Below are 24,417 nucleotides of genomic sequence, written 5' to 3' on the forward strand. Positions count from 1 at the left end.
CTTTTCCCATATTATAACATAAATTTTCTGATTATTCACATTAATTAACTGTAATTAATATTTCTCCACTGTTACACCTCTAACAGCCGCTTTAATATATGGTGATCCTTGTAAACCTTGTAAATCCTCTGTTTTCCCTGTTACGACTACACCGTATATTGGTAGGTCTTTTGGTTTCGTGTTTTTTATTTCTTTATACGAATCTTTTGCATCATCCATATGTCGTTCATCTTCTGCTAATGTTTTCATTGCTCCTATAAATCCTTTTGAATTCCTCTCAAAATCCATTTTCATGTCTTCTTCCTTTTTAGCATAGCTTCCAGTGAACCCATAGACATGAGTAGACTTTACTGCATTTAACACATTACCTGTTTTTGAGTCTGCTAAACCAACATGTTTATCCGGTTTCTTTTCATTGTATGTATCAACCCAAAACCAAACTGGTTGCACATTTTTAGGTAGTATTCCCATAATTTCATCCATCGTATACGCCTTATCAAACGACAAAGCCACTTCTGCGACTTTATTTTTCAGATCCCCGATTTGGTTTAAATCATTCACATAATTTACATACCTCATAAACGGTAAGTAAAATCGCATTTCACGTTGCATTGTTTGTATATTATAGTCTTTCCTCGTGTCAGATCCTTCTTGATTAGGCGGTCCTTCATCCAAATACGTATTTCCATTATGACTTCGGGACATATATCCCCACACATCATATTCATATATTTCATCTATCCACTTAACTGGTTGACCCGAAATATTTTTATATGAACTATACATAATAGAATCGCTCATTAAACCCATATTTAATTTTCTGTGAGAATAAAATTTTATGTTAGGACCCTTTACAGTTTGCTCTGCAAATACTCTTCTTTCCATCTCATTAAAGTTTTTTTGTTTTAAATATACTATTAAAGTGAAAGATCCAACAATCACTAATGTAGATGCAAAGATTGAGATGACAAAATTTCTAAAAAGCTGTTTCCTCTTCGCTCTCTTCATCAAAGTCTTCATCTGCTTATCATCCATATTCAAATCAAAGTCCTTCCGACTCATCGTTTCTCCTCCTATACAATTTTTTAAATTGATTTCTTGCACGGTACAAACTTGTTTTCACTGTTTCTTCTTTCATACTTAATAAAATGGCAATTTCCTTATAAGATAGTTCATATTCATATTTCAACAGTAAAATATGACGATAATCCTCCGTCATCGTCTCCAGTATTTCTTGTACTTCTCCTTGCAGTTCACTTGTTAAAAGCACTTCATCTAATGACTTTTGACCAATAAGAACGACCGATTCAATCGCAATTGGATTTAGTCTTTTTTCTTTTCGGTGTAAATCTCGGTGCTGATTGATCGCAACTCTAAATAGCCACGGTGTTAAATGCTCTAATGATATTTCCTCCATAAGCAATAAAGCCTTATACAACGTATCTTGCACAATATCTTCCGCTTCTTTTCTATCTGCTCCAATCTTAATTAAGTATCCAAACACAGCTTTTGATTTCTCTATTAATAATGATTCAAACGTATCATGGCTCATTCTGCTCTCCTTTCTATATACTCAACGTTTGAGAGCGTAAAATGTATACAGCTTTTCTTTAAAATTTTTTTCAAAATAAAAAGCACATCTATTTTGATGCGCTTCTCTCCAACATACTATTCTATTATTTCATTACTTCCTTCACAACATCTTGAATCATAACAACTTCTGTTTTCATATCAACAGACGGTGTTTCTTCATCAATACATTCATACCAAAACGCTAAGTGCTTTTTATCAATTTCATGATGAGAATTTTCGACAAGAGCCCCGCCTTCTCCTTGCACAGAATACCAATATAAGTACTCTTCTCCATCTCTTATTTCCCGGAAAATTGTCTCTACATACATCTTTTCGTCGTTTAATGTCAAAAGCACTTCTTTCATATTATCATTAAGAAGCTGCATCCATTCATCTACACGCTGGCTTTTACCTGGCTTGACTTTGAATCTTGTTAATTCTACGTTCATCTTTTATTCCCCCATTTTCTTGCGGACAAACAAAACATATTCTACTGGATTATGGAAGCTTAATTTACTAGCTAATTTTTGCGAGGGAATATTATCTACATTACAATCCCAGCATGGTGTAATATGATTTTGTATACACTGTTCAATGAAACGTGTTGCGACAGCTTGAGCTAACCCTTTCCCTTGATGTGCTTCATGTGTTGCAATATCAATTTCAGCAAAACCATTCCCTCTAAATATTGAGACGCATTCGGCTACAATCATCCCATCTTGTTCTATACAAAAACCAAAGCCGTTATTTAAAAACACTTCTTTTGATCCCCAATATTCTTTGTAATAATCCTCTGTAAATTCATTACTTCGTTCTATATCACTTTTATCAATACGTTTAATTTCATATGTATTTTTGTTTAATTCTATTCTTCTATCTTCAAAAACTTCTCTTTGAAATTGAAATGTCATTCGTGGGATGTTCCGAAATGCATTACTAAAGTACTCTTCAATCATCATTTCCCACTCTTCACTCGAAGTGAACAGTGTAAATCGTTTCTCTGTTTTTTCAATAGCCATTTTTAAATACGCAAATAAATATTCGTTATAATTTTGATCATCCGTATCACCAAATAAATAATAGATACCATTAGCTGTACGAATTAGTCCTGCTGTTAATTTCTCGTTTGCAAAAACTTCACCATCTATCATTTGATCACATACCGCATGAGCAAAGGTTGTTGTCCTTGTATGACCTTCTAAAATCGGAAGGATTTTTCTATACTGGGCTACAGATAATTTTTTCATAATTGCTCCACTTTAATCGTATCCGCCTCTATATTTTCAAAACAAAGATTTACCGTTCTCTTGAATGCTCTCGTTCTATGGATCGTGCATGCTGGAATTAAGATAGAATCATTTGGCTTTAAAACCGCCGTCTCTCCATCTTCAAAATCGATAAGTAGTTCTCCCTCTAGCACAATAAATAATTCATCCGAATTAGAATGATAGTGCCAATCATATTCACCAGTAAATACGGCGATTCGTAAGCAATGATTATTTACATTTGAAACGACGAAGTTTTTATGTTGTTCTTGAATGTCCTTTGTTAATTCTAATAAATTCACAGTTTCCATCTTTCGTCCCACCCTTTCATTAGTCGTTCTTCTGAAAAACTAATTTAGTCTCCTCCACCATCACTTGAACTGCTACAATCGTTGCTACTGTAATCACCAAATCCGCTTGATGAGCTTGAATCGGATGAAGATTTTTTTCTTCTTTTTCTATCTTTTTTACTTTCATGACTAGGCCACACTTTATCAAATAATATAAAGAATAAGAATCCTTCTACCATAACAAGTGTAACGCCAAAAATACCTTCAATAACATTAGGGGTTATCCCAAAATTTTTAACCATTCCACATAAAAACACGCAAAAAATCACATACAAGAACATACAAATATACCGAAATGTTTTTTCTATCATAATGACTACTTTTTTTGAAAGAGGTATGTTCTGTTCCTGTTTTTTCTTTATATACTTTTGTCTTTTAGCTTGCTTTTTCTTCCTATTTTTACTCCCCATTGAATCTCCTCTATCGACTTTCATTTAATTCCAAATTATCACAAAAAACAACATCATAACAAGCAATATTTCTCGTAAAGTTTCATTTACTTTTTACCTAAAAATGGATATTATAAATGTAACAAATTTACAAAAAGGAGACTTTGTATATTTGATTAAAAATAAAGTAAAACAATTCCGCGTCGTTAGAGACATCACCCAATAGCAATTAGCTTCCTCTGTTCAAATCACTAGACAATCCCTCATCGCTATCGAGAAGAATAAATACAACCCGAGTTTAGAATTAGCATTGAAATTATGTGAGTTTTTCAACTGTAAAGTAGAAGATTTATTTCAATTAGATAAAACCGGGGAGGAAAAAGAATGAAAAATACTTTTAATCAAGAGTTCATTTCGCATCTTACCATTTTATTGTTAGGTTCAACTTTTCTTTATTTCAATAGTAATGATGAAGAAAAGATTAGTTCTGTCCTTCTATTCACTGGCGTATACATACTCTTAGCCTTAATACTATTCATAGTGAAACGAATATTCTTTAAGAAAAAGAAGCACGATTCCGAGAAATATCCATTACCTGAGATGGATGAAAGAATCGAGAAGATGAGTTTAAAACTTATGGCGCAAATTTTCGGCCTCTCTCATTTAATCGGTTCTGCGATACTATTTATTTTATATATCACTGACAAAAATTCGATGATACGAGTTGAGTATGCCTTGTATTATTTGTTTGGTATTCTTTTCTTTACAATGATGTTCGGATTAAGAATTGTAAAGAAACTAGACAATTAGCCTAAATAAAAAGCCCCTCCTTACAAAAGGAGGGGCTTACATGTATTTCTATTATGATAAAGCAGGAGCTTTTTCAAGAAGCTCTTTTGCATCTGCATATTGTAAGCTGTGCGCTTCCGCAACTGCTTCGAATGTTACGTAGCCATCTAATGTGTTAATACCTTTTAATAATGCAGTGTTGCCTAGGCAAGCTTCTTTGTAGCCTTTGTTAGCAATTTGTACTGCATATGGTACTGTTACGTTTGTTAATGCAAGAGTTGATGTACGTGGAACCGCACCTGGCATATTTGCAACTGCATAATGAACAACACCATGTTTCTCATAAGTTGGGTTGTCGTGAGTTGTAATACGATCAGTTGTTTCGAAAATACCACCTTGGTCAATCGCGATATCTACAACGACAGAACCTGGTTCCATTGATTGAATCATTTCTTCTGTTACAAGTTTTGGCGCTTTTGCACCTGGGATTAATACTGCACCGATTACAAGATCAGATTCTCTTACAGCTTCTGCAATGTTATACGGGTTAGACATTAACGTTTTCACTTGGTTTCCGAAAATGTCATCTAATTGACGAAGACGTTCTGCACTTAAGTCGATGATTGTTACATCTGCACCTAAACCTACTGCAATTTTCGCTGCGTTTGTACCAGCTTGACCACCGCCGATAATTGTTACTTTACCGCGTTTCACCCCTGGAACACCTGCAAGTAAAATACCTTTACCACCTTTGTTTTTCTCAAGGAACTGTGCACCGATTTGCGCAGACATACGACCAGCTACTTCACTCATAGGTGCAAGTAATGGTAAAGAACGATTGTCTAATTGTACTGTTTCGTATGCAATTGATACCACTTTGTTATCAATTAATGCTTTCGTTAATTCTGGCTCTGGAGCTAAGTGTAAGTATGTGAATAAAATTAAACCTTCGCGGAAATAACCGTATTCACTTTCAACTGGCTCTTTTACCTTCATAACCATATCTTGATTCCATGCTTCTTCAGCAGTTTCAACAAGTTTCGCACCAGCTTGTACGTATTCTTCATCTGTAAAGCCTGATCCTACACCTGATCCTTTTTGAACAAAAACTTCATGACCATTTTGTACTAAATGTACAGCTCCCGCTGGCGTCATTGCCACGCGGTTTTCATTGTTTTTAATTTCTGTTGGAATACCGATACGCATTATTAGTTCCCCCTTGAGTTATGAAATGACCCCTGAATCACTTTTTTAAAGCGCTTTCTATACTCTTATATTCTAACATAATATCTCAATATTTGACAAAAAAATAATACAAGTTTTCCGATAGATTTAATCTTACATGAAAGGACAGTATTATCCGTACCTCTCAGTATAAAGGATAAACTGTCCAATTATTCGAAACTTCACTTTATTTAATTCTATCGATGTCTATGAATAACATCAACAGCGCCTGTTACTTCAATAATCGTGCCAGTAATCATATCAGAATCGTCCTCACATAAAAACGAAATGGTTCTTGCGATATCTTCCCCTGTTCCAGATCTACCAATTGGTGTGTTACTACCTTTCAGATTTCGTGCTTCTTCAATCGTTGCCTCTTTCATTTCACCAATTATATCACCAGGACATACCATATTCGCAGTAATACCGTATTCAGCTTCTTCGTATGCGACTGTTTTCGTTAAAGAAACAAGTCCGACTTTCGCAGCTGCAAAGGCTGAACGATAAATCCATCCAGGCGCGCTATCTGCCCCTTGAAATCCATAGTTAATAATACGACCAAATTGCTGGTTTCTCATAATCGGTACGACAAGTTTTAATAAATGAAACACCGCTGTTAAATTACCCTGGATCATTTCATTCCATTCGTCTTCTTCGTAATCGACTAATTTTTTCCTTTCAAATACGTAAGGACCAGCATTATTAATTAAGAAGTCAATTTTGCCAAAACGGCTCATCGCTTCTTCTACTATTTTATGTAAATCTTCCTTTTTCGTGACATCAGCTTGCACGAACTGTAGACGTTCTTCCATATTTTTATATGTTTCTTTCATTGTTTCCATAGCACTTGTATCGCTATGATATGTTACTGTTACTGAATATCCTTTATCCAATAACTTTTCTGTTACTTGCTTTCCTAAACCTTTCGTACCGGCTGTAATGAGCGCGTGTCTCACAAACATGCCTCCTTTTAAATTGCTATACTCCATATGTAACAAGTTCTCGCTTCAATTACAACTAAAATGAATTAAGGCAAAGTTTTCAAAATTCTGTAACGTTTCCGACAAGCACATTACCAAAATTTGTTTTATAATAAAGTTGTAAACGGTAATAAAAATGATTGGGAGGAATTTACTATGAATAATACATATACAAATATTTTAATTGCGGTGGACGGTTCTAAAGAAGCAGAAAAAGCCTTTAAAAAAGCAATTCAAGTTGCAAAACGAAACAACGCAACATTAACAATTGCTCATATCGTTGATGTAAAAGCATACTCAGCAGTAGAGGCTTATAGCCGCGCAATTGCTGAACGTGCAAATCTATTTGCAGAAGACTTATTAGAAGACTACAAAAAAACTGCGCTTGAAGCTGGTCTTGAAAAAGTGGAAACTGTATTAGAATTTGGTAATCCTAAATCTAAAATTTCAAAAGAAATCGCTCCAAACCATAAAGTGGATTTAATTATGTGTGGTGCAACTGGTTTAAATGCTGTAGAACGTTTCCTAATTGGTAGCGTCTCTGAACATATTATTCGCTATGCGAAATGCGATGTCCTTGTTGTTCGTGGTGACGAGGAGCAAGGTGATCTTTAATTTATAAATAAAACACCAAGTCCACATAGGCTTGGTGTTTTTCATTTCACAAACTTCACTATAAATACAAGACAAGCTACAACAACAACGGTACCTGCCAACACATACGGCGGAAGGAATTTCAAAGACCATAGCGCCATCATTATCGTCGCAACAATTAAGTACGTTTGCTTTGCATCTTCTGTCATTTTTTTACGAAGTAAGAAAACATACACATAACCAATTGGCGGCGTAATGAAGCAAAGAACATATATAATTTTTGATTTTAAATACCACTTTTGTTCGCCAAGTTTCTTTATGTCTTCTTCTATTCTCTTACTCTCTTGTTCTCTCACTTCTTCTTCAATCGGATCTTCCTCTTCTCCTCGCCTTTCTTTCATATAAGGAAGAAAATGCATAAAAAAATAACATGCAAATACAATTGCCCAAAATTCAATATCCAATCTTTCTAGTGGAATATGCTCACTAAAAAATGCAGCAGCAATCACTAAAGAAAAACAATACGTTGTCATCCAAAATGAACGTTTTCTCTTTTTCCGTTCTATTTCTTTTTTATCTTTTACTTCTTGTACTTTCTTTTTTCTAGAAAGCCATACAGAAATACAGCAATCTACTACAAATAAGGTAAAGATAAAGATTGCTATATGCATTGTTGTTACATTCTCAAATGAAAATACTTCTGGGAATGCAACGTGTAATACAATTAGCGTGTACAAAATTAACCCTACAAAATAAATACGTCTCATCTTCCATTCCTTTCTCATTTCCTAACATTAGGTTAACATACATTTTTTAGAAATAGACGGACAAAATATATGTGTTTAGAAAAGGAGGATGCTACATGGATGATTATGAACGTATTATTTTAGATGTGAACGGTACAGAACTCGAAATGTTAAATACGATTCGCGAGCATTTTAAAGAAAAACATGGTGTTGAACTAAGTCACGGTGCATTGCTTCGAGATTTAATGGATATTGAATACATTCGAATTACGGAAGATCGACACAAGTATGATTAATCGATGAAACTTTAAGCCTAGAACATATTGTTCTAGGCTTAATTAAATCCATATGAAAAATGTTATAATTAGGAAAAAACAGGCATGGAGGATGCTCTACTATGAAATCTGAAAATATCTCAAAACATTTTCACACATTACATGCGCAAAGAAACGAGTTCCTTCCTGAGCTTCATTCACTTTCACAAGAACAACTATGGTACAGGAAAGAGGACGGAAAATGGTCTATTGGTGAACACTTTTATCACTTATATTTAATTGCAAGGATGCTAAAAGTAGCGATTAAATTCTCTTTCACTCTTATCCCTTATGCCAAGCTAAGAAAAAACACCCCATTTGCAACTGAAATACATGACATTTATGCCGAATATAAAGAAAAACACGGCAAAGGAATGAAAGCTCCTTGGATTTTAATCCCTTCAAAAAAAATCTATTATTCTATGAGTGCAATAGAATTAGAAGAATTACTTTCACGTGAAACAGATGAAATAAAAAAACTAGTTCAAAATATAGAAGAAAATATCGCAGGACATATCGTATTTTTAGATCCAATTGCTCACTATCCTAACCTTATTCAATCTATCCAACTATTAGCGATTCATGAGAAACATCATTTTATGATTATGAAGAACAACTATAAAATGCTCGACTCCCTTCTAAAAATATAAAAGACTGCTCATATTACTTATCAGCAGTCTCCTATATCTATTTAAGCTCTTGATGCTTCCCACCCATACCACCTGGCTCATTGCTATCTTGGTGTACAGTTATTTTATTTGTTTTAGCATCTTTCGAAACTCTATATGTATACGATTCATTTGGTTCATCTTTAAACTGTACATTCATACCGTAAGAACCGATTTTACTATAAAAGGCCGGTTTTATGTATGAAATATCACTTTCTTTATATCCTTTCTCTTGCAAGTGCCACATCGTTGCGATAATCGCTTCTTCTCGCTTTTCTTGTTCACCAACAAACATATATTTGTCCAAAAGAAATACTTTCACGTTTGCAATTAAGCTAATTAACAGTAAAATGATAAATACTATTTTTTTCATAAATTTCCCCTAAATTGTGTTTTTTCACTATACTATAACTTACACACTAGTAAAAAAGAAAGTACGCCAGACTTTCACAGACTGGCGTACTTTCCAACTCAATTCCTAATAACTTCTTTAGTTAACCCCTTCGCCTTCTCCAAAGCCTTTTCAATCTGCTCAAATCCTGTCCCGCCAGCACTGTTACGACGCTTTACAGCTGCATAAGGTGAAAGAACTTCATATAAATCTTCTTCAAATAACGGACTCATTTCTTTATACGTTTCAAGTGGTACATCTAATAAATAGATTCCTTTTTGCGTACAATGAAGAACTAGTTTCCCGACAATTTCATGAGCTTGACGGAACGGCAGTCCCTTGCTTGCTAAATAGTCGGCAATTTCTGTTGCGTTAGAGAAGTCTTGCGTCACAGCTTGCCCCATTTTTTCTTTGTTTACAGTCATCGTTTCAAGCATGCCTGCCATAATATGAAGGCATCCTTCTACTGTTTTCACTGTATCAAACATTCCTTCTTTATCTTCTTGTAAGTCTTTATTGTAAGCGAGTGGCAATCCTTTCATTACTGTAAGTAAACTGAATAAATTACCGTATACTCTGCCCGTTTTACCACGAATAAGTTCCGCCATATCCGGATTTTTCTTCTGCGGCATAATACTGCTGCCTGTTGCGTATTGATCGCTCATTTCAATAAATTGAAACTCTTGGCTACTCCATAAAATAAGTTCTTCGCAAAAGCGTGATAAGTGCATCATAAGCATAGATGAGTTACTTAAAAACTCCAGTATGAAATCACGATCACTTACCGCATCTAAACTATTTTCATAGATTCCATTAAATCCAAGAAGCTCCGCACTATACTCTCGGTCAATCGGGAATGTTGTACCAGCTAGTGCTCCTGCTCCTAATGGTGAAATGTTAATACGCTTTAACGAATCTTCATAACGATTCACATCGCGCTCTAACATCCAAAAGTAAGCAAGAATATGATGCGCAAATGAAATCGGCTGTGCACGTTGCAAGTGCGTATAGCCGGGCATAATTGTTTCAATGTTATTTTCCGCTTGATGAATAAGAACAGTTTGCAATTGTTTTGTAGCTTTTATAATATCTTCTACTTTTTCTTTTAAATACAAATGCATATCTGTCGCTACTTGATCGTTACGGCTTCGGCCTGTATGAAGTTTCCCTCCTACTTCACCGATTCTTTCAATTAACATCTTTTCAATATTTAAATGAATGTCCTCAGCCTCGACTGAGAAATTCAATTTATTTTGTTTCGCTTCCTCTAGTAAATATTGAAGCCCTATCTTTATTTTCTCTGCTTCTTCTTTCGTAACAATGCCTTGCTTTGCTAACATCGTTACGTGTGCGATACTCCCTTTTATATCTTGATTTACTAATTGTTGATCAAAGGAGATGGATGCTCCAAACTCTTCAACCCACGCTTCCGCTTCTTCTGTAAAACGTCCGCCCCAAAGTTTGCTCACGCTTCCACCTTCTTTTGATTCACTTGGCTGTATACTTTCGTAGGTAAACCGAATAATGAAATGAATCCAACTGCTGCATCATGATTAAATTCATCCTGGGCAGTATACGTTGCTAATTTTTCATCGTATAAAGAGTACTCAGATTTACGCCCTTCTACAATCGCATGACCTTTAAATAATTTCACACGCACTGTACCTGTTACATTTTTTTGCGTTTCTTGTAAGAAAGCATTGAGCGCTTGTTTTAAAGGTGAGAACCATAAACCGTTATAAATTAATTCTGTTAGTTTTTGCTCAATCATCGGTTTGAAATGAGCAACCTCTTTCACAAGTGTTAAATCTTCAAGTTCTTTATGCGCTGTTATTAATGTCATTGCTGCTGGGCATTCATATACTTCACGAGATTTAATACCGACAAGGCGATTTTCTACATGGTCGATACGTCCAACGCCATGTTTGCCAGCAAGTGCATTTAACGTTTTAATTAGTTCTGAAAGTGAATATGCAGTGCCGTTTAAAGTCGTCGGTACCCCTGCTTCAAATCCGATTTCTACAAACTCTGGTTTATTCGGTGTATCTTCTAATGCTAATGTCATCTCGTATGCTTCTTCTGGCGGCGCTGCCCATGGATCTTCTAAAATTCCACATTCGTTGCTGCGTCCCCATAAGTTTTGATCGATTGAAAACGGGCTATCTAAATTAATTGGAATCGGTATATCATTTTCTTTTGCATATGCAATTTCTTCTTCACGTGACCATTTCCATTCACGTACGGGCGCAATAACTTCTAAATATGGATTCAACGCTTGAATAGAAACTTCAAAACGAACTTGGTCATTCCCTTTCCCTGTACATCCATGTGCAACTGCACTTGCGCCTTCCTGCTCTGCAATTTCTACTAATTTTTTTGCAATAAGCGGACGAGATAATGCAGAGACAAGAGGATATTTCCCTTCGTATAACGTGTGAGCTTGCATCGCTATCAATGCATATTCATTCGCATATTCTTCTTGAACATCAATCATATATGATTTAATTGCACCTACTGAAAGTGCTTTTTCTTTTACAAACGCTAAGTCTTTACCTTCCCCTAGATCTAAGCAAAGCGCGATAATATCATAATTCTTCTCTTGTAACCATTTAATTGCAACGGAAGTATCAAGACCTCCGGAATATGCTAATACCACTTTTTTCTTCTCCATTTTGCATCCCCCTAAAGAATAAATATTCATCTTTTCTTATAATAATCCAAACTTTATCACCTTTCATAAAATGAATCAAGGGGAATTTATAAAATTTTTTCAAACAATTTCGTCGAACTTCTTTCTTTTTTTATGTAAAATAGAGGAAGGAAAATGGAGGGGTGTCTATGAAAAAGTATTTTATATACAATGAACATCTAGGAATTGAAGTACCGAACATACAAAAAAAATGGGAAGACATCTCTGAACAAGCGCAGCATTCTATTTTATTAAAATGGGAGCAAGTTCGCGGAAAAATACCTGATCGCATAAAAGAACTTGAGCACCATATTAACGCTAAACAACACCACTTAAATAACGAAGAAGACTTCGAAATTTCTTGCAAGCTAAATTCAGAAATTGCCGATCTTGCTTCAATTATTAACGATCTTTGGCTTTGGTATCGTCTAACCCAAAACGTATCTGAGGGAAAAGCACACCAATGAAAAAAGCATGCCCCTCAATTAATTCGGGTCATGCTTTTTTGTCGTAACAAGCTTTGCAATATATTTCTTGCGCCGTTTTTGCTAAACATACATCAAACGGGCCTACTAATACACTTCTTTCTTTCGGCAACTTCACAAAAGCAACTAGCTCTTCTTCATATTGAATCTTTTTCTGACATGAAACACATTTTAATTCTTTTCTTTTAAACATGTCTTTTAGCATATCTCCATTCTCCCCCCCATCTATCTATATTAATATACTCTCATAATAGTTAGAGCTTGTAAAAAAATGACACATTCCGAAACAAATTATTCATATACTATGTACAAAAGGAGGTCTCAAACTTATGCGAGCTTTCATTATTATCGCTTTAACTTTTTTAAGTATCATTAGCTGGGATGCATTTTTTAAAGATAAAAGTGATGAGAACAATACAATTGAATAAAAACCCTTCTTTTCTTACTTATTGGACAAACTTCTAAAAGTTGTCCAGTTCTACGAAATAACTTAGGCTTTTCTACAAAAATATTTAAACATAACATTTTTTGTAGATTCTCTTCGGTTATTGTCGGTTTCCATCCGCATGTATTTTTTGAAAGTATGATATAATAATATAAATCTTGAAGGAAGGGATTTTGATATCATGATCGCTCGAAGGAGCATGTGGCATCGTATTGACGAATCATACACGTAGCGTATTTTTCAGCTCAGATACTTTAGTCTAGCGAAAAAAATACGAGAGTGGGGAAATTATGATTGCCCGAAGGATAATTTGGCAAAAAAAAGACTCTTCTTACACATAGCGTTTTGTTTAGGACTTAATTGTTACTAGCTAAACAAAACAAAGAAGAGCAGGATTGCTAAATGAAGAATCCTACTCCCCGTTTTGTTTAGTCGCTTTAAGACTTAAACTAAAACGAAGGTAGGGAGAATTGATGGACGAGAGGATTATTCGTTATTTCTTCAGCGACATATAGCGTAGTTAGTTTTTTTCGTAAACTAACTGAAAGCTACATGTGAGCTCGTAGTTAGTTTACAACACCAAAGGACTACTAACTACGGAAAGAAGGAATAACGATGAGGAACATCCAAAGTCGACAAATTATTAAAGAAGTTTTTATGGTTTTAATCGGTTCATTTATATTAGCAGCAGCGCTATATCACATTCACTTCCAAAACCACTTAACAGAAGGTGGCTTTGTAGGTATTGCACTATTCATCCAAAATTTTTATGATATTTCACCATCTATTTCAACTGTAGTAATGGATATCCCTATTATTTTACTATGTGCTTCATTTTTAGGTAGAAAAATGGTTGGCTATTCATTCTTAGGTTCACTTTCATTCGGAGTATTTTATTCCCTTATGGAAAATTATTCTCCTTTTACGGTAGATTTATCAAATAATTTATTTGTAGCTGCAGTAGTTGGCGGTGCGTTAGCTGGTATTGGACTCGGTTTTATATTGCGATTTGGCGGTGCAACCGGTGGAGACGATATTTTAACAATTATATTAAGTAAACGAACTCGGTTTACAATTGGGCAAATTTTCTTCGTCTTTGACGCGATTGTTCTTGCGCTTTCATTATATTATTTAAATTGGACAGAAATTGCTTTTACTATTCTTTCGATTGCCGTACAGGCAAAAACATTGGATTTAATTTACTATCCAAAAACAGAAAAGAAAGCAGCAAAGCAACCCGTTTCTATTCCAATATCCAAAAAACATGCGACAAACTAAAAAGCGAAAGGCTTCGGCCTCTCGCTTTTTTCATGCTCTCTTTTCTTTTTCTAATATGTAGCGTACTTGATAAAACTTATTTGCAAATTCAGTAACATTCCTCGTTAAGCGATAGTTCACTGTAGAGCCAATCGCCATTCCGAGTACAGGAATGCCTTGGAATACTTTACGACGAAGAGCATAAATCGAAAACGTCTTCAAAATTTGTTTTAACACAACCTCAGTAGAAGCTGGCTTTAACACCTCTTCGTCTCCTTCATAGAAGAATGAATCCTCTTGTTCGAGTTCTCTCAGTAAATTGTACCATGCATATTGCTGAAGTCTCGCCGGCAATAATGCTGCATGGAATACCTTTAACGCAAGCATCATTTCATACGGCTTGTTCACATCATGCCCAAATGATGTCGCAACAAGTTGGACAGCCTTCACATTTAACGCAATCATAACCGGAAAATCAGCCGTTAATAATAATAAACCACCAGCACCAGTTGCTCCGCCTTGTACGAATGAATATAGACGATGACGTGCTGTTTGCTGCTCTGCTATGTATGTTAATTGATCAATAGATAACGCCTTCAAATCTTCAAGTTGCTCAATCGATTCATCAAATAATCTCGATGTTCCTAAAATACGATTACGTGCATCTAGCTGTGATTGTGAACTTTGAATAAGCGCATGCAAATGAAAGAGCCATCCATCTGCTTTCGTAAAAAAGTCTTTTCGTTTTTTCTCAGGCAGTTTCGCAATTGTCGTATGCAACCACTTATCAAACATCTTTTGAAAATCGGTCGCTTCTTGCTCTACTAATTGCCCTTCCCACTCTTTTATATTGTCTAAAATGGCTTGTTCTCGCTTCGATCGCATCGTAACAACCACCTCGTTCGATTTTTTTCTATTGTAACATATTTCTGCTTCTTCTTTGCAAATATGCTTGTCTATCTCCTATCACATACCATTTATTCAAAACATAAAATATCAGTAAGAAGAAAGAGGTGAATTACGTGCAGTTATCTAGTATTAAAAAAAATTATAATGCGGTATTCAGCCTAGGACAAAACTGCTGGCCTGCTTGGGCTTTATATCAGTTAGGGTTATCACAATTTTTCGGTGTGGTTGATTTTATGCTAAGCCCATCATTAGAAAAGGTAAACGTATTATTACAAAATCGTTTTCACCGTTTTTTAAATTACGAAAACTTATCCTTTATCTCATATTGGGATGATCATACTAAATTAAGATTAAGGGACAACCTTTATGAAATTGACTCCTGCCATGATTTTAAAACAGATGTAAACACACCAACTTCCTGGCCTTCTTATACAGATATTAAGTTAAACTACGAGCACCGAATTAATCGTTTTCTAACTACAATCGAAACGGCAGAATCCACATTGTTTATTCGAACTGGAGGAACATACGAAGAAGCACGTTCCTTGGAACAAATTTTATCTCAAATAGTTAAACATACATTCTCTGTCCTATTACTCATTCCTGAAGATGTACCAACTATCGCCCAAGAAGATTGGGGATTACAAAATATTTGTGTTATAAAATGCCCAGTGATGGATATATACCAGTACAATGAAGCATTTTGGAATGACTTATTTAATGGCATCACAATTCGGCCAAACGCTTAAATACACGTCACCTTTTATCACACCCTGCCTTATAATCACCCTTATACAAAATAAATAAGGAGTGATTATATATGTATCCACGTGCAAAAGCTTTTGGCATTGCTATACATCACGATCGACTTCTCGTACAAGAATATCATACAGACGCTGAAACCTATTACCGACCTCTTGGTGGATCAATTGAACTCGGAGAAAAATCGGCCAATACAGTCATTCGGGAGTTTAAAGAAGAACTTCATACAGAAGTGGAAATTATCGATTATTTAGGTTGCTTAGAAAACATTTTTCATGTAGATGATGAAATTGCTCATGAGATCATTCAACTATATTCTTTACGTTTATTGGACACATCACTATATGAAATGGAAATAATGAATATAAAAGATGAACAAACAGCGTCGTATGTAAAATGGATTCCCATTACTGCATTCATTCAGAAGGAAAAATTATTATATCCAGATGGAATTTTAAACTATATCCAAAAGAAAAAAGACGAAATCCTATAGGATCTCGTCTTTTTTTATATAGTATATTAACCAATATCTCCAAGACGTAATACGTCACGAGCAATCATAACTTCTTCGTCAGTTGGAATTACGATAATTTTTACTGGAGAGTGTGGGAAGCTGATGAATGCTTCTTCACCGAATACGTTATTACGTTTTACGTCGAAGTATACGCCCATGTACTCAAGGCCTTCTAATACGCGCTCACGAATAATCGCACTGTTTTCACCTACACCAGCTGTGAAGATGATTGCGTCTACACCTTTCATACGAGCAGTGTAAGAACCGATGTATTTGTGGATACGGCTTACGAATACATCAAGTGCTACTTTCGCACGGTGGTCGCCTTCTTCTTCTTTCGCAATGATGTCACGTAGGTCACTAGAGTAACCAGTAAGACCTAACATACCACTCTTCTTGTTTAATACGTTAACTACTTCTTCTACTGTTTGGCCTGTTTTTTCCATGATGTATGGAATTAACGCAGGGTCAAGGTTACCAGAACGTGTACCCATTGTTACACCAGCAAGTGGAGTGAAGCCCATAGAAGTATCGATAGACTTACCGCCTTCTACTGCTGCGATACTTGCACCGTTACCTAAGTGACAAGAAAGTAGGCTTAAGCTTTCAATTGGACGACCTAATAATTCAGCCGCACGCTCAGTTACATATTTATGAGAAGTTCCGTGGAAACCGTATTTACGGATGCCAAATTTCTCATAGTACTCATATGGTAAGCTGTATAGGAATGCAGATTCCGGCATTGTTTGGTGGAATGCTGTATCGAATACTGCTACTGCTGGTACGTTTGGTAGTACTTCTTGGAATGCTTTAATACCAACAAGGTTTGCTGGGTTGTGAAGTGGTGCTAAATCGCTTAATTCTTCGATATCAGCTAATACTTCAGCATCAATTAAAACAGAATCAGCAAATTTTTCGCCTCCGTGTACAACACGGTGACCGATACCGCCAATCTCATCAAGAGATTTTACGATTCCGTTTTCAGTTAATTTCTTAAGAAGCATGTTAACTGCTACTGCATGATCTGGGATGTTTGTAATTTCTTTTTGTTTTTCGCCATTTACAGTAATTGTGAAGATACTATCTTCTAAACCGATACGTTCTACTAAACCTTTTGTTAATACTGTTTCACTTGGCATTTCAAATAATTGGAACTTTAACGAAGAGCTTCCTGCGTTAATCGCGATGATTTTTGACATCTAGTCTTTCGCCCCTTTTTCTCTTGGTAGTTGTGTGGATCATTCCACAAACCGCTCGATTTTATCTAATTAAATTCACTCAATATGAAAACGTTTCATCATTAGTAAATTTTATACTCACGATTTTAATTTAAACATCGTCCGACATATATTTCAAGTGAAAAAATTGTAACACCAAGAAAAAAAATATATTACAGATTTCAAAAAAATTCAGTTAAATCTTGTATATATTAAAAAACATTACATATCCTATAAAACTGTACTACATTAATCACTAACCCTGTTACATATATATCGTATTATTTATGTGTTGCAAACCAAGTATTCAATTGATCCATAATGTTCTCCATAGCCTTCATGTTAGAGAATTTAGGTAATTCCACTAGTAGTGCCTGTTTCGGCATTGTTACACCTTGGCCTTTCTTTTGGAGAACAAATATACTTTTTTCATTTTTCTCGTTTTTAAACATGGAAACAGGAAGCTGTAATAATCCTTGAATAAAACATGTCTCTTTAATGAATGCATGTAGCTTTGGCGCTTGATCACTTTCAAAAATGAAGTTTGGTACTAAGAAAAATAAATACCCGCCTTCTTTCGTATGTTTCACACTTTGTTCAATAAATAAGTGATGTGCATATGACATTCCTTCATTTGCTTTTAATGTATATTCACTTGCAACAATTTCATTTGGATAATAACCAATTGGTAAATCTGAAACGACTGCATCAACTGGATCAATATAAAGTGGTGCTAGTCCATCTTGGTGGAAGAATTCGATTGCATGCTTTTGTAAATTTGCATTTACTAAAGCAAGTTTAATTAACACCTCATCCACTTCTACACCAAATCCACTCATTGTTAGTTCTTCTTTGGCGCTATTAAACAATGTAGTCATTAAGTTACCAGTTCCAATTGCAGGGTCTAAAACAGTAATTTCTTTTTGACCTTGCATAAACTTATGGAATAAGTAGCTCATGAACATTCCAACTGCATCTGGCGTCATTTCGTGATTCGCTTGTACGCCCTCTTTCATTCCTTTTAAAATGGCTAGCTGAAATGCTTTACGAATTTCTTCCCCTTTATATGTTTCTTCATTAAACGTACTATATTCACGATTCAACCGTTCAATTGTTGATTCGGATAATTCCTCTTGTAAAATCGCTCCTTCAAACAAGTTATCACCTGTTTCTACAAGCGCCTCTAAATATGTTACATCTAATTCTTTACGTAAAACTACCGTAGAAGAATCAAAAATAGAAAATAATGTTTCTACTGCCTGACTCACGTACATTCCTCCTTCTCTCTTTTACACATAACTTATATCATACCATAATCTAAATTTTTCCCAAAAGAAAAAGCGACCTCTTGCAAAGAGCTCCCCTTCAAGTTGTTTATGATGTAACGTCTTTTCTCATATATTGGTTCAGTTAACAATACATGAGAAAAGACGACCTCTTCTAAAGTAAAACTTTAATGAGAGGTCGTCTTCATTTACATTACTTCGCAGATTTAGCTGCTTCTAATGCTGCTTCATAGTTTGGATGGCTTGTACCTTCGCCTACGTATTCTGCGTAAACTACTTTGTCATTGCTATCTACTACGAATACTGCACGAGCAAGTAAACGAAGTTCTTTCATTACTAAGCCGTAAGCCTCACCGAATGAAAGGTCACGGTGATCAGAAAGTGTTACAACATTTTCTAAACCGTTTGCTGCACACCAGCGTTTTTGAGCGAATGGTAAATCAGCGCTAATTGTTAATACTTTCGCGTTTTCAATACCTGCTGCATCTTCGTTAAAACGACGTGTTTGTGCATCACACACACCTGTGTCGATTGAAGGTACAACACTAATTAATTTTACTTCGCCTTTGTATGTTTCTAAACTTACTGGAGATAAGTCATTTGCTAATACTTGGAATTTTGGCGCTTGATCGCCAACTTTAACTTCTGTTCCAACTAAAGTCATTGGGTTACCTTTAAAAGTTACGTTTGCCACTTAAAAATCCTCCCTTATTTTAAACAAAATATGTACAATGTAAATGATAGTTTGTCCCTATCGATAATGCAAATAAAATCGCTTTATTTACAAAAAAATTAAAGAAGCTAATCCACTGATCAGCTTCTTTATTCGTTAAATTTGAAATTCAGGATCATCTTCTTTTCGTTTATCCATCATTTCTTTCACTTTATCAACAGCTTGTGGCGCTAATTCAATTATTTTATCGATGACGTGTGTTTGCTTATCTAAGTGTAATACTTTCACACCTTCTCCATTTATAACAAGAAAGGCAACAGGATTAATAGAAACTCCTCCACCACTTCCCCCGCCAAATGGATGACGGCCTGAATGTTCTACTTTACCAAATTCACTTCCACCAGCAGCAAATCCAAAACTGACTTTCGAAACTGTAAGAATTACACTTCCATCTGCCGCTTTAATTGGATCACCAACAATTGTATTTACATCAGTCATTTGTTTTAAATGCTGCATTGCAGTTGTCATTAAACCTTGAATTGGATGGTCCACTTTATATCCCCCCTATGATTGAACTGATTTTTCGTTCGTACCAGATCTTTGTCTTCTCATAAACGTGAGTAATTTGATACCCGTTTTTATAGCACGAAATATACGAAAAGATGCTGTTAACTCACACCTTGATGCAAATCCTTTCCCTTGAAAAACAGGGGTAATTTCAAATTCTGGTACGTCGACAATATGCATATATTGTCCTACAACTCCAGCAGCCATTCCTTTTGTCCCCCATGCATACCCAGTGACAATTCCAGTACTAGCCGCATCGCCTGCTCCAATTTGTGAATGCCACTTCCAACTATTGATTTTCACTCGTTTGAGAAAATCTTTAACAATAGTATGAACTTCTTGAAGCTTTTTTATCAGTTCTCCAATGCTATCAAGTTGTGCCATAATTTTATTATCTATTCCGCCGTCCTCTTCAGCTTTTTTAATTTTTTGTCCTGTCTTCTTCTGCTGTTTTTCAATTCTTTCCAATACATCAAACGTATATCGAATCATCCATATTTTCACTTGAAATAAACATTGTTTTTCCATTTCTGAATATAAAAACGTCACCTTAAGCGATATTTTCGATAATAGTATAAGCAAAATAAAAAGTAGAAGAATTATCATTCCAATTACGAGCCACTTCATTCGTACCATCCTTTCACTCCATACCCATTATCGACAAGTTTATTCATCATTAAACAGACTTTGATAAAATTGAATATAAAAATTTTTCTAAAAATAAAAAGGAATTTTGACAATTTATATCGAAATATACTATTTGAACATATCATCCAGAAACATACTCTGACGATATGTAGCACTAAGACTAGAAAATTTAACTGCAGTGGAGGGATACATAATGGCAAATCGTCGCAATTTATTTTTCTTTTATGGTGATGACAAAGTAACGCTCGTTGAAAAAATGAAACCAGTATATCGTATTTTAGAGGAGAATGGATTTACCATATTAGATCATCCAAAAAATGCAAACGCTATCGTCAGCGTTGGAGATGATGGGACTTTCTTACAAGCCGTTCGTAAAACCGGCTTTAGAGAAGATTGCTTATACGCAGGTATTTCTACGAAAGATGAAATTTCTTTCTACTGCGATTTCCACATCGATCACGTTGATACAGCCCTTCAAGAAATTACAAAAAACGAAATTGAAGTGCGAAAATATCCAACAATTCAAGTAGATGTAGATCACGGTACATCTTTCCATTGTTTAAATGAATTCACATTACGCTCTAGTATCATTAAAACATTTGTCGTAGATGTACACGTCGACAATTTACATTTCGAAACCTTTAGAGGTGATGGATTAGTTATCTCCACACCAACAGGAAGTACCGCTTACAATAAATCATTACATGGTGCAGTTGTCGATCCACTTATCCCATGTTTTCAAGTAAGCGAACTAGCATCTTTAAATAACAACACATACCGTACACTCGGATCACCGTTTCTTTTAAATCACGAGCGTACGTTAACTTTAACACTTAGACCAGATGGCAATGATTACCCTGTTATCGGAATGGATAACGAAGCACTTAGCATTAAACAAGTGGAGAAAGCCGTTGTTCGTTTAAGCGATAAACAAATTAAAACTGTTAAATTAAAAAACAATTCCTTCTGGGAAAAAGTACAGAGAACGTTTTTATAGTAATAAAATAACCGTCGAATTATGGGATTTCCATAATTCGACGGTTATTTATTCAGCGCTTTACTTGTATCAGTTTCTTTTTCCAATAAGCTGTAAGGCATACCAGAAAAAATTTCTCCTCCTGCACTTGGACCTACTTCTACAATACAATCAGCTTATACGATTACTTGCAGGTTGCGCTCAATATTTTTTTAACCACTTACATTTCACATGGCAAAATCCCCTTATTCCGCAGGTGAAAATTACACAATTTACCTTTTATAAAACGAGAACTGATATCTCTCTTTTTTTATTTTTCATTCGACAAAATACGACAACGTATAAATAACTTGTTTGCTACCATGAGATGAGCAATTTTACATTTTAAAAGGAGATACAATATGGCTAATCCAAAATATACTAAAGTAGATGAGAGATTTGGCGTAATCGAATATCCCGTTACGCTAAATGAAATGATTGATATATCTAAAGAGTTTCCGAAAACTGAACGGAAGTTTTATCAGTATGCATTTGATGCTTTAAAGAAAGTTATGAAATCACAAGAAGCAATATATTGCTTCGAAGTTGCACATCCTAAACTAACAAAAAACGGCTTCATTGTTGTTGGTGAACATAATTTATACCTTGTGATGATGAAAGGCGGCTTATTTGGTGGTGCTGAAGCCGAAGTTGTGAAATACAAAGATATTAAAGAAGTAGACTTTGATATCATTGAGGGAGCATTTGGTATTTCTCTTATGAATACAGGTATCATTTATCTAGAGATAAAAAAAATGTTTGGTACGAAGAAACGAACTATACGAAATATTCCTGATTACAACGTTGATTCAGTATTACAAGCGATTCGTAATAAATTAAAATAAGCATTAGCACTCTAATGAGTGCTTTTATTTATGCAATTCCATCATAAAAGAAATTATGTATATGTTTAGAACTATTATCGTACTTACTCGTTATTCTTTAATCAATTATTGCTGACAAGGCGCGTAAGTATATATATATTAACGATTCTACAAAGAATATCGATTTACTGAAAAAAAGTGACTACATCATCAACTTATCTAAAAAGAGGAAGCAGCACCAAAATGTATTTTCGGAGCCGCTCCCTCAAATTTTTAGACGTCTTTTCTATAAACAATCTTCCCATCAATGACGGTCATTTCTGCCTGTACTTCTTTTATTTCTTCCGCCTCAATTTCAAAAACATTGCGGTCTAATATCGTAAAGTCTGCCTCATATCCTTTTGCGATTTGTCCTCGCTTCGCTTCTTTTCCGATTGCATACGCACTTCCTGTTGTAAATAAAGAGACAGCTTCATATACCGTTAATCTTTCTTCTGGCATATAGCATACGCCGTCAATAAAACTTCTACGTGTAACAGCACTATATATACCTAAAAACGGATTCACTTGTTCAATTGGAGCATCAGAGCCTCCATTACAGTGTAATCCTGCATCCAGTAACGTCTTCCAAGCATACGCATAACGAAGACGGCGTTCTCCTAGTTTTTCAATAACTGATGGAAAATCTGACGAAACAAAGACTGGCTGAATATCAATAATAGCTGGCAAGTGTTTCATTCTTTCAATCAACTCTTCACGAGCTAGCTGACAATGAATAATACGGTCACGTAATCCTTCTGCAGGTGGATATAATTCAAGCGCATCAATGACATATTCAAGCGATAAATCACCAATTGTATGAATGGCAACTGGCATATGTAAATCTCGTGCTTTTTTCACTAAACCTGCAAGCTCTTCACGTGAGAAAATGGCAACTCCATTTGTTTCCTTCGCATCTTCATACGGTTCACTTAATAAAGCTGTTCTTCCGCCGAAAGAACCGTCAGAAAAAATTTTCATCGCACCAAATTCAATATAGTGCTCATTTTCATATTCTTTTCGTTCATTCGCTACTTCATGGTGAACGAGTAAATGCGCTTTAAACCGCATTTCTTTTATAACGTGTGAAAACGCATTGTACGTTTTTTGAAAGCCGCCATAATAATTTAAGTCTTCCGTATGTCCGCCAACGAGTCCATATTGCCAGCAGTCTGAAATCGCTGTTTGCAGAGCACTTTGCAAATACACTCCATCTATTTCGGGCTGAACATGTTTAATTAACTCTTGTCCTTGCTCATATAAAAGTCCTGTTAATTTATTTAATGAGTCACGACCAATTTTTCCGCCCTTTGGATCTTGCGTCGCTTCTATTATATTCGCTTCTTGCAATATGTATGAATTCACCCATGTCACGTGACGACAAACACGCTTTAATAAAATCGGATGTTCTTTAGAGATTTCATCTAAATCACGTACATGAACTTGTTTTGTATCTGTGAAATTATTTTCATTCCATCCTTCTCCGATAATCCAAGATCCTTTTGGCGCTTCTTCTACGCGCTTCTGAACAAGAGTAAGTACTTCGCTATAAGATTTGCAATTTGATAGATCTAGACGAAGCAACCTCTCCCCATGCCCAATAAGATGCATATGGCTATCAACGAGTCCTGGAATCATCGTTTTCCCTTTTAAGTCATATAACTTCACTTCTGAATATCGGTTTTCTAACTCTTCTTTATTCCCCATATGAACAATGACGCCATTTTCAACGTAAATAGCTTCTACTTTTTCATTCTCTTCTCGCATAGTGTAAATGGTGCCGCCATACCAAATTTCTCCCATAT

At 35.2% G+C, this 24,417-nt stretch carries 30 protein-coding genes and 1 pseudogene; 11 read left to right on the top strand and 20 right to left on the bottom strand.

Features of this window, described 5'->3' with window-relative positions; genetic code table 11:
- Window positions 1-54 precede the first annotated feature (54 nt).
- The 6 genes from AC1DS7_RS18800 to AC1DS7_RS18825 all read right to left on the bottom strand — a co-directional run bounded on the left by AC1DS7_RS18800 (window position 55) and on the right by AC1DS7_RS18825 (window position 3,597).
- Complete coding sequence (locus tag AC1DS7_RS18800) at window positions 55-1,062, bottom strand: anti sigma factor C-terminal domain-containing protein (protein ID WP_016102970.1); 1,008 nt, start codon at window positions 1,060-1,062, stop codon at window positions 55-57.
- Window positions 1,043-1,552 (bottom strand): RNA polymerase sigma factor, encoded by a 510-nt coding sequence (locus AC1DS7_RS18805; protein WP_016102969.1) that lies wholly within the window; start codon window positions 1,550-1,552, stop codon window positions 1,043-1,045. The genes AC1DS7_RS18800 and AC1DS7_RS18805 overlap by 20 nt, the downstream gene beginning before the upstream one ends.
- 124 nt (window positions 1,553-1,676) lie before the next feature.
- Window positions 1,677-2,021: a DUF6176 family protein gene (locus AC1DS7_RS18810; protein WP_002143364.1), complete on the bottom strand. Its 345-nt coding sequence runs from the start codon at window positions 2,019-2,021 to the stop codon at window positions 1,677-1,679.
- A gap of 3 nt (window positions 2,022-2,024) precedes the next feature.
- Window positions 2,025-2,819 carry a GNAT family N-acetyltransferase gene (locus tag AC1DS7_RS18815; protein WP_002143366.1) on the bottom strand — a complete coding sequence of 265 codons (795 nt, stop codon included), beginning with the start codon at window positions 2,817-2,819 and terminating at the stop codon, window positions 2,025-2,027.
- A complete protein-coding gene (locus tag AC1DS7_RS18820; protein ID WP_002129379.1) occupies window positions 2,816-3,148 on the bottom strand; it encodes a cupin domain-containing protein in 333 nt (110 codons plus the stop codon). Before AC1DS7_RS18820 ends, AC1DS7_RS18815 begins: the two co-directional genes overlap by 4 nt.
- Window positions 3,149-3,192: 44 nt before the next feature.
- The gene (locus tag AC1DS7_RS18825) at window positions 3,193-3,597 is read right to left on the bottom strand and encodes a hypothetical protein (RefSeq protein WP_476999152.1); all 405 of its coding nucleotides are present in this window, start codon (window positions 3,595-3,597) and stop codon (window positions 3,193-3,195) included.
- A gap of 103 nt (window positions 3,598-3,700) precedes the next feature.
- Between AC1DS7_RS18825 and AC1DS7_RS18830 the strand changes: the two are divergent.
- Window positions 3,701-3,964: pseudogene (locus tag AC1DS7_RS18830) on the top strand (helix-turn-helix transcriptional regulator).
- The gene (locus tag AC1DS7_RS18835; protein WP_012261815.1) at window positions 3,961-4,386 is read left to right on the top strand and encodes a hypothetical protein; all 426 of its coding nucleotides are present in this window, start codon (window positions 3,961-3,963) and stop codon (window positions 4,384-4,386) included. The pseudogene AC1DS7_RS18830 and the gene AC1DS7_RS18835 overlap by 4 nt, the downstream one beginning before the upstream one ends.
- A 51-nt stretch (window positions 4,387-4,437) precedes the next feature.
- On the opposite strand, the gene ald is transcribed toward AC1DS7_RS18835, so the two are convergent.
- Window positions 4,438-5,571 (bottom strand): alanine dehydrogenase, encoded by a 1,134-nt coding sequence (gene ald, locus AC1DS7_RS18840; RefSeq protein ID WP_002015529.1) that lies wholly within the window; start codon window positions 5,569-5,571, stop codon window positions 4,438-4,440.
- A gap of 215 nt (window positions 5,572-5,786) precedes the next feature.
- Window positions 5,787-6,578, bottom strand: coding sequence for an SDR family oxidoreductase (locus AC1DS7_RS18845; RefSeq protein WP_002015530.1), 792 nt, complete (start codon window positions 6,576-6,578; stop codon window positions 5,787-5,789).
- A gap of 147 nt (window positions 6,579-6,725) precedes the next feature.
- Between AC1DS7_RS18845 and AC1DS7_RS18850 the strand changes: the two genes are divergently transcribed.
- Window positions 6,726-7,184 carry a universal stress protein gene (locus AC1DS7_RS18850; protein ID WP_001066676.1) on the top strand — a complete coding sequence of 153 codons (459 nt, stop codon included), beginning with the start codon at window positions 6,726-6,728 and terminating at the stop codon, window positions 7,182-7,184.
- A 41-nt stretch (window positions 7,185-7,225) separates the two neighbouring features.
- Here AC1DS7_RS18850 and AC1DS7_RS18855 read toward each other — a convergent pair whose 3' ends face one another.
- Window positions 7,226-7,930, bottom strand: coding sequence for a hypothetical protein (locus AC1DS7_RS18855; RefSeq protein ID WP_002143372.1), 705 nt, complete (start codon window positions 7,928-7,930; stop codon window positions 7,226-7,228).
- Between the two features lie 95 nt (window positions 7,931-8,025).
- Between AC1DS7_RS18855 and AC1DS7_RS18860 the strand changes: the two genes are divergently transcribed.
- Window positions 8,026-8,205, top strand: a complete 180-nt coding sequence (locus tag AC1DS7_RS18860) for a hypothetical protein (RefSeq protein WP_002034316.1) — start codon at window positions 8,026-8,028, stop codon at window positions 8,203-8,205.
- Window positions 8,206-8,306: 101 nt separating this feature from the next.
- Window positions 8,307-8,873 (top strand): DinB family protein, encoded by a 567-nt coding sequence (locus AC1DS7_RS18865; protein WP_016102965.1) that lies wholly within the window; start codon window positions 8,307-8,309, stop codon window positions 8,871-8,873.
- Between the two features lie 37 nt (window positions 8,874-8,910).
- On the opposite strand, the gene AC1DS7_RS18870 is transcribed toward AC1DS7_RS18865, so the two are convergent.
- The 3 genes from AC1DS7_RS18870 to AC1DS7_RS18880 form a co-directional block, all read right to left on the bottom strand.
- Window positions 8,911-9,264, bottom strand: coding sequence for a DUF3139 domain-containing protein (locus tag AC1DS7_RS18870; protein ID WP_002067555.1), 354 nt, complete (start codon window positions 9,262-9,264; stop codon window positions 8,911-8,913).
- A gap of 98 nt (window positions 9,265-9,362) precedes the next feature.
- A complete protein-coding gene (argH, locus tag AC1DS7_RS18875) occupies window positions 9,363-10,751 on the bottom strand; it encodes an argininosuccinate lyase (protein ID WP_215588532.1) in 1,389 nt (462 codons plus the stop codon).
- Entirely contained in the window at window positions 10,748-11,953 is a 1,206-nt protein-coding gene (locus AC1DS7_RS18880; RefSeq protein WP_002129394.1) for an argininosuccinate synthase, read from the bottom strand. The genes argH and AC1DS7_RS18880 overlap by 4 nt, the downstream gene beginning before the upstream one ends.
- A 167-nt stretch (window positions 11,954-12,120) precedes the next feature.
- On the opposite strand from AC1DS7_RS18880, the gene AC1DS7_RS18885 reads away from it, so the two are divergent.
- Entirely contained in the window at window positions 12,121-12,438 is a 318-nt protein-coding gene (locus tag AC1DS7_RS18885) for a hypothetical protein (RefSeq protein ID WP_002015540.1), read from the top strand.
- 28 nt (window positions 12,439-12,466) lie between these two features.
- Here AC1DS7_RS18885 and AC1DS7_RS18890 read toward each other — a convergent pair whose 3' ends face one another.
- The gene (locus AC1DS7_RS18890) at window positions 12,467-12,661 is read right to left on the bottom strand and encodes a hypothetical protein (protein WP_002015541.1); all 195 of its coding nucleotides are present in this window, start codon (window positions 12,659-12,661) and stop codon (window positions 12,467-12,469) included.
- An 855-nt stretch (window positions 12,662-13,516) separates the two neighbouring features.
- On the opposite strand from AC1DS7_RS18890, the gene AC1DS7_RS18895 reads away from it, so the two are divergent.
- Window positions 13,517-14,179, top strand: a complete 663-nt coding sequence (locus AC1DS7_RS18895; protein WP_002015542.1) for a YitT family protein — start codon at window positions 13,517-13,519, stop codon at window positions 14,177-14,179.
- Window positions 14,180-14,209: 30 nt separating this feature from the next.
- On the opposite strand, the gene AC1DS7_RS18900 is transcribed toward AC1DS7_RS18895, so the two are convergent.
- Complete coding sequence (locus AC1DS7_RS18900) at window positions 14,210-15,043, bottom strand: EcsC family protein (RefSeq protein ID WP_159147165.1); 834 nt, start codon at window positions 15,041-15,043, stop codon at window positions 14,210-14,212.
- A 137-nt stretch (window positions 15,044-15,180) separates the two neighbouring features.
- Here AC1DS7_RS18900 and AC1DS7_RS18905 point away from each other — a divergent pair, with 137 nt between their 5' ends.
- Both AC1DS7_RS18905 and AC1DS7_RS18910 read left to right on the top strand, forming a co-directional pair.
- Window positions 15,181-15,816 (top strand): DUF1796 family putative cysteine peptidase, encoded by a 636-nt coding sequence (locus AC1DS7_RS18905; RefSeq protein ID WP_159147167.1) that lies wholly within the window; start codon window positions 15,181-15,183, stop codon window positions 15,814-15,816.
- Window positions 15,817-15,887: 71 nt separating this feature from the next.
- The gene (locus AC1DS7_RS18910) at window positions 15,888-16,322 is read left to right on the top strand and encodes an NUDIX hydrolase (protein ID WP_215588533.1); all 435 of its coding nucleotides are present in this window, start codon (window positions 15,888-15,890) and stop codon (window positions 16,320-16,322) included.
- 26 nt (window positions 16,323-16,348) lie between these two features.
- Here AC1DS7_RS18910 and ackA read toward each other — a convergent pair whose 3' ends face one another.
- The 5 genes from ackA to AC1DS7_RS18935 all read right to left on the bottom strand — a co-directional run bounded on the left by ackA (window position 16,349) and on the right by AC1DS7_RS18935 (window position 20,722).
- Complete coding sequence (ackA, locus tag AC1DS7_RS18915; protein ID WP_060752077.1) at window positions 16,349-17,542, bottom strand: acetate kinase; 1,194 nt, start codon at window positions 17,540-17,542, stop codon at window positions 16,349-16,351.
- Window positions 17,543-17,841: 299 nt separating this feature from the next.
- On the bottom strand, window positions 17,842-18,828 hold the full coding sequence (locus AC1DS7_RS18920) for a class I SAM-dependent methyltransferase (protein ID WP_476999153.1): 987 nt from the start codon (window positions 18,826-18,828) through the stop codon (window positions 17,842-17,844).
- 211 nt (window positions 18,829-19,039) lie between these two features.
- On the bottom strand, window positions 19,040-19,540 hold the full coding sequence (gene tpx, locus AC1DS7_RS18925) for a thiol peroxidase (RefSeq protein ID WP_060752076.1): 501 nt from the start codon (window positions 19,538-19,540) through the stop codon (window positions 19,040-19,042).
- 135 nt (window positions 19,541-19,675) lie between these two features.
- Window positions 19,676-20,071, bottom strand: coding sequence for a GerW family sporulation protein (ytfJ, locus tag AC1DS7_RS18930; RefSeq protein WP_000350005.1), 396 nt, complete (start codon window positions 20,069-20,071; stop codon window positions 19,676-19,678).
- Between the two features lie 12 nt (window positions 20,072-20,083).
- Entirely contained in the window at window positions 20,084-20,722 is a 639-nt protein-coding gene (locus tag AC1DS7_RS18935) for a DUF2953 domain-containing protein (RefSeq protein WP_159147171.1), read from the bottom strand.
- A 205-nt stretch (window positions 20,723-20,927) separates the two neighbouring features.
- Here AC1DS7_RS18935 and AC1DS7_RS18940 point away from each other — a divergent pair, with 205 nt between their 5' ends.
- Both AC1DS7_RS18940 and AC1DS7_RS18945 read left to right on the top strand, forming a co-directional pair.
- The gene (locus AC1DS7_RS18940; protein WP_002143382.1) at window positions 20,928-21,731 is read left to right on the top strand and encodes an NAD kinase; all 804 of its coding nucleotides are present in this window, start codon (window positions 20,928-20,930) and stop codon (window positions 21,729-21,731) included.
- 380 nt (window positions 21,732-22,111) lie between these two features.
- Window positions 22,112-22,594 (top strand): PH domain-containing protein, encoded by a 483-nt coding sequence (locus tag AC1DS7_RS18945; protein WP_002143383.1) that lies wholly within the window; start codon window positions 22,112-22,114, stop codon window positions 22,592-22,594.
- Window positions 22,595-22,846: 252 nt separating this feature from the next.
- Here AC1DS7_RS18945 and AC1DS7_RS18950 read toward each other — a convergent pair whose 3' ends face one another.
- Window positions 22,847-24,415: an amidohydrolase gene (locus AC1DS7_RS18950; RefSeq protein ID WP_215588534.1), complete on the bottom strand. Its 1,569-nt coding sequence runs from the start codon at window positions 24,413-24,415 to the stop codon at window positions 22,847-22,849.
- Window positions 24,416-24,417 lie beyond the last annotated feature (2 nt).

The organism is Bacillus sp. P4_E1 (genome assembly GCF_056401715.1).

What these genes read in the sequence shown, in the direction of transcription:
- AC1DS7_RS18890 (WP_002015541.1), bottom strand. Translation starts at nt 12,661, where the DNA reads ATGCTAAAAGACATGTTTAAAAGAAAAGAATTAAAATGTGTTTCATGT.
- AC1DS7_RS18805 (WP_016102969.1), bottom strand. Translation starts at nt 1,552, where the DNA reads ATGAGCCATGATACGTTTGAATCATTATTAATAGAGAAATCAAAAGCT.
- AC1DS7_RS18910 (WP_215588533.1), top strand. Translation starts at nt 15,888, where the DNA reads ATGTATCCACGTGCAAAAGCTTTTGGCATTGCTATACATCACGATCGA.
- AC1DS7_RS18860 (WP_002034316.1), top strand. Translation starts at nt 8,026, where the DNA reads ATGGATGATTATGAACGTATTATTTTAGATGTGAACGGTACAGAACTC.
- AC1DS7_RS18850 (WP_001066676.1), top strand. Translation starts at nt 6,726, where the DNA reads ATGAATAATACATATACAAATATTTTAATTGCGGTGGACGGTTCTAAA.
- ald (WP_002015529.1), bottom strand. Translation starts at nt 5,571, where the DNA reads ATGCGTATCGGTATTCCAACAGAAATTAAAAACAATGAAAACCGCGTG.
- AC1DS7_RS18940 (WP_002143382.1), top strand. Translation starts at nt 20,928, where the DNA reads ATGGCAAATCGTCGCAATTTATTTTTCTTTTATGGTGATGACAAAGTA.
- AC1DS7_RS18945 (WP_002143383.1), top strand. Translation starts at nt 22,112, where the DNA reads ATGGCTAATCCAAAATATACTAAAGTAGATGAGAGATTTGGCGTAATC.
- AC1DS7_RS18815 (WP_002143366.1), bottom strand. Translation starts at nt 2,819, where the DNA reads ATGAAAAAATTATCTGTAGCCCAGTATAGAAAAATCCTTCCGATTTTA.
- AC1DS7_RS18885 (WP_002015540.1), top strand. Translation starts at nt 12,121, where the DNA reads ATGAAAAAGTATTTTATATACAATGAACATCTAGGAATTGAAGTACCG.
- ackA (WP_060752077.1), bottom strand. Translation starts at nt 17,542, where the DNA reads ATGTCAAAAATCATCGCGATTAACGCAGGAAGCTCTTCGTTAAAGTTC.
- AC1DS7_RS18800 (WP_016102970.1), bottom strand. Translation starts at nt 1,062, where the DNA reads ATGAGTCGGAAGGACTTTGATTTGAATATGGATGATAAGCAGATGAAG.
- AC1DS7_RS18855 (WP_002143372.1), bottom strand. Translation starts at nt 7,930, where the DNA reads ATGAGACGTATTTATTTTGTAGGGTTAATTTTGTACACGCTAATTGTA.
- AC1DS7_RS18895 (WP_002015542.1), top strand. Translation starts at nt 13,517, where the DNA reads ATGAGGAACATCCAAAGTCGACAAATTATTAAAGAAGTTTTTATGGTT.
- AC1DS7_RS18810 (WP_002143364.1), bottom strand. Translation starts at nt 2,021, where the DNA reads ATGAACGTAGAATTAACAAGATTCAAAGTCAAGCCAGGTAAAAGCCAG.
- AC1DS7_RS18935 (WP_159147171.1), bottom strand. Translation starts at nt 20,722, where the DNA reads ATGGTACGAATGAAGTGGCTCGTAATTGGAATGATAATTCTTCTACTT.
- AC1DS7_RS18835 (WP_012261815.1), top strand. Translation starts at nt 3,961, where the DNA reads ATGAAAAATACTTTTAATCAAGAGTTCATTTCGCATCTTACCATTTTA.
- AC1DS7_RS18820 (WP_002129379.1), bottom strand. Translation starts at nt 3,148, where the DNA reads ATGGAAACTGTGAATTTATTAGAATTAACAAAGGACATTCAAGAACAA.
- AC1DS7_RS18880 (WP_002129394.1), bottom strand. Translation starts at nt 11,953, where the DNA reads ATGGAGAAGAAAAAAGTGGTATTAGCATATTCCGGAGGTCTTGATACT.
- AC1DS7_RS18950 (WP_215588534.1), bottom strand. Translation starts at nt 24,415, where the DNA reads ATGGGAGAAATTTGGTATGGCGGCACCATTTACACTATGCGAGAAGAG.
- AC1DS7_RS18845 (WP_002015530.1), bottom strand. Translation starts at nt 6,578, where the DNA reads ATGGAGTATAGCAATTTAAAAGGAGGCATGTTTGTGAGACACGCGCTC.
- AC1DS7_RS18900 (WP_159147165.1), bottom strand. Translation starts at nt 15,043, where the DNA reads ATGCGATCGAAGCGAGAACAAGCCATTTTAGACAATATAAAAGAGTGG.
- AC1DS7_RS18870 (WP_002067555.1), bottom strand. Translation starts at nt 9,264, where the DNA reads ATGAAAAAAATAGTATTTATCATTTTACTGTTAATTAGCTTAATTGCA.
- AC1DS7_RS18825 (WP_476999152.1), bottom strand. Translation starts at nt 3,597, where the DNA reads ATGGGGAGTAAAAATAGGAAGAAAAAGCAAGCTAAAAGACAAAAGTAT.
- AC1DS7_RS18865 (WP_016102965.1), top strand. Translation starts at nt 8,307, where the DNA reads ATGAAATCTGAAAATATCTCAAAACATTTTCACACATTACATGCGCAA.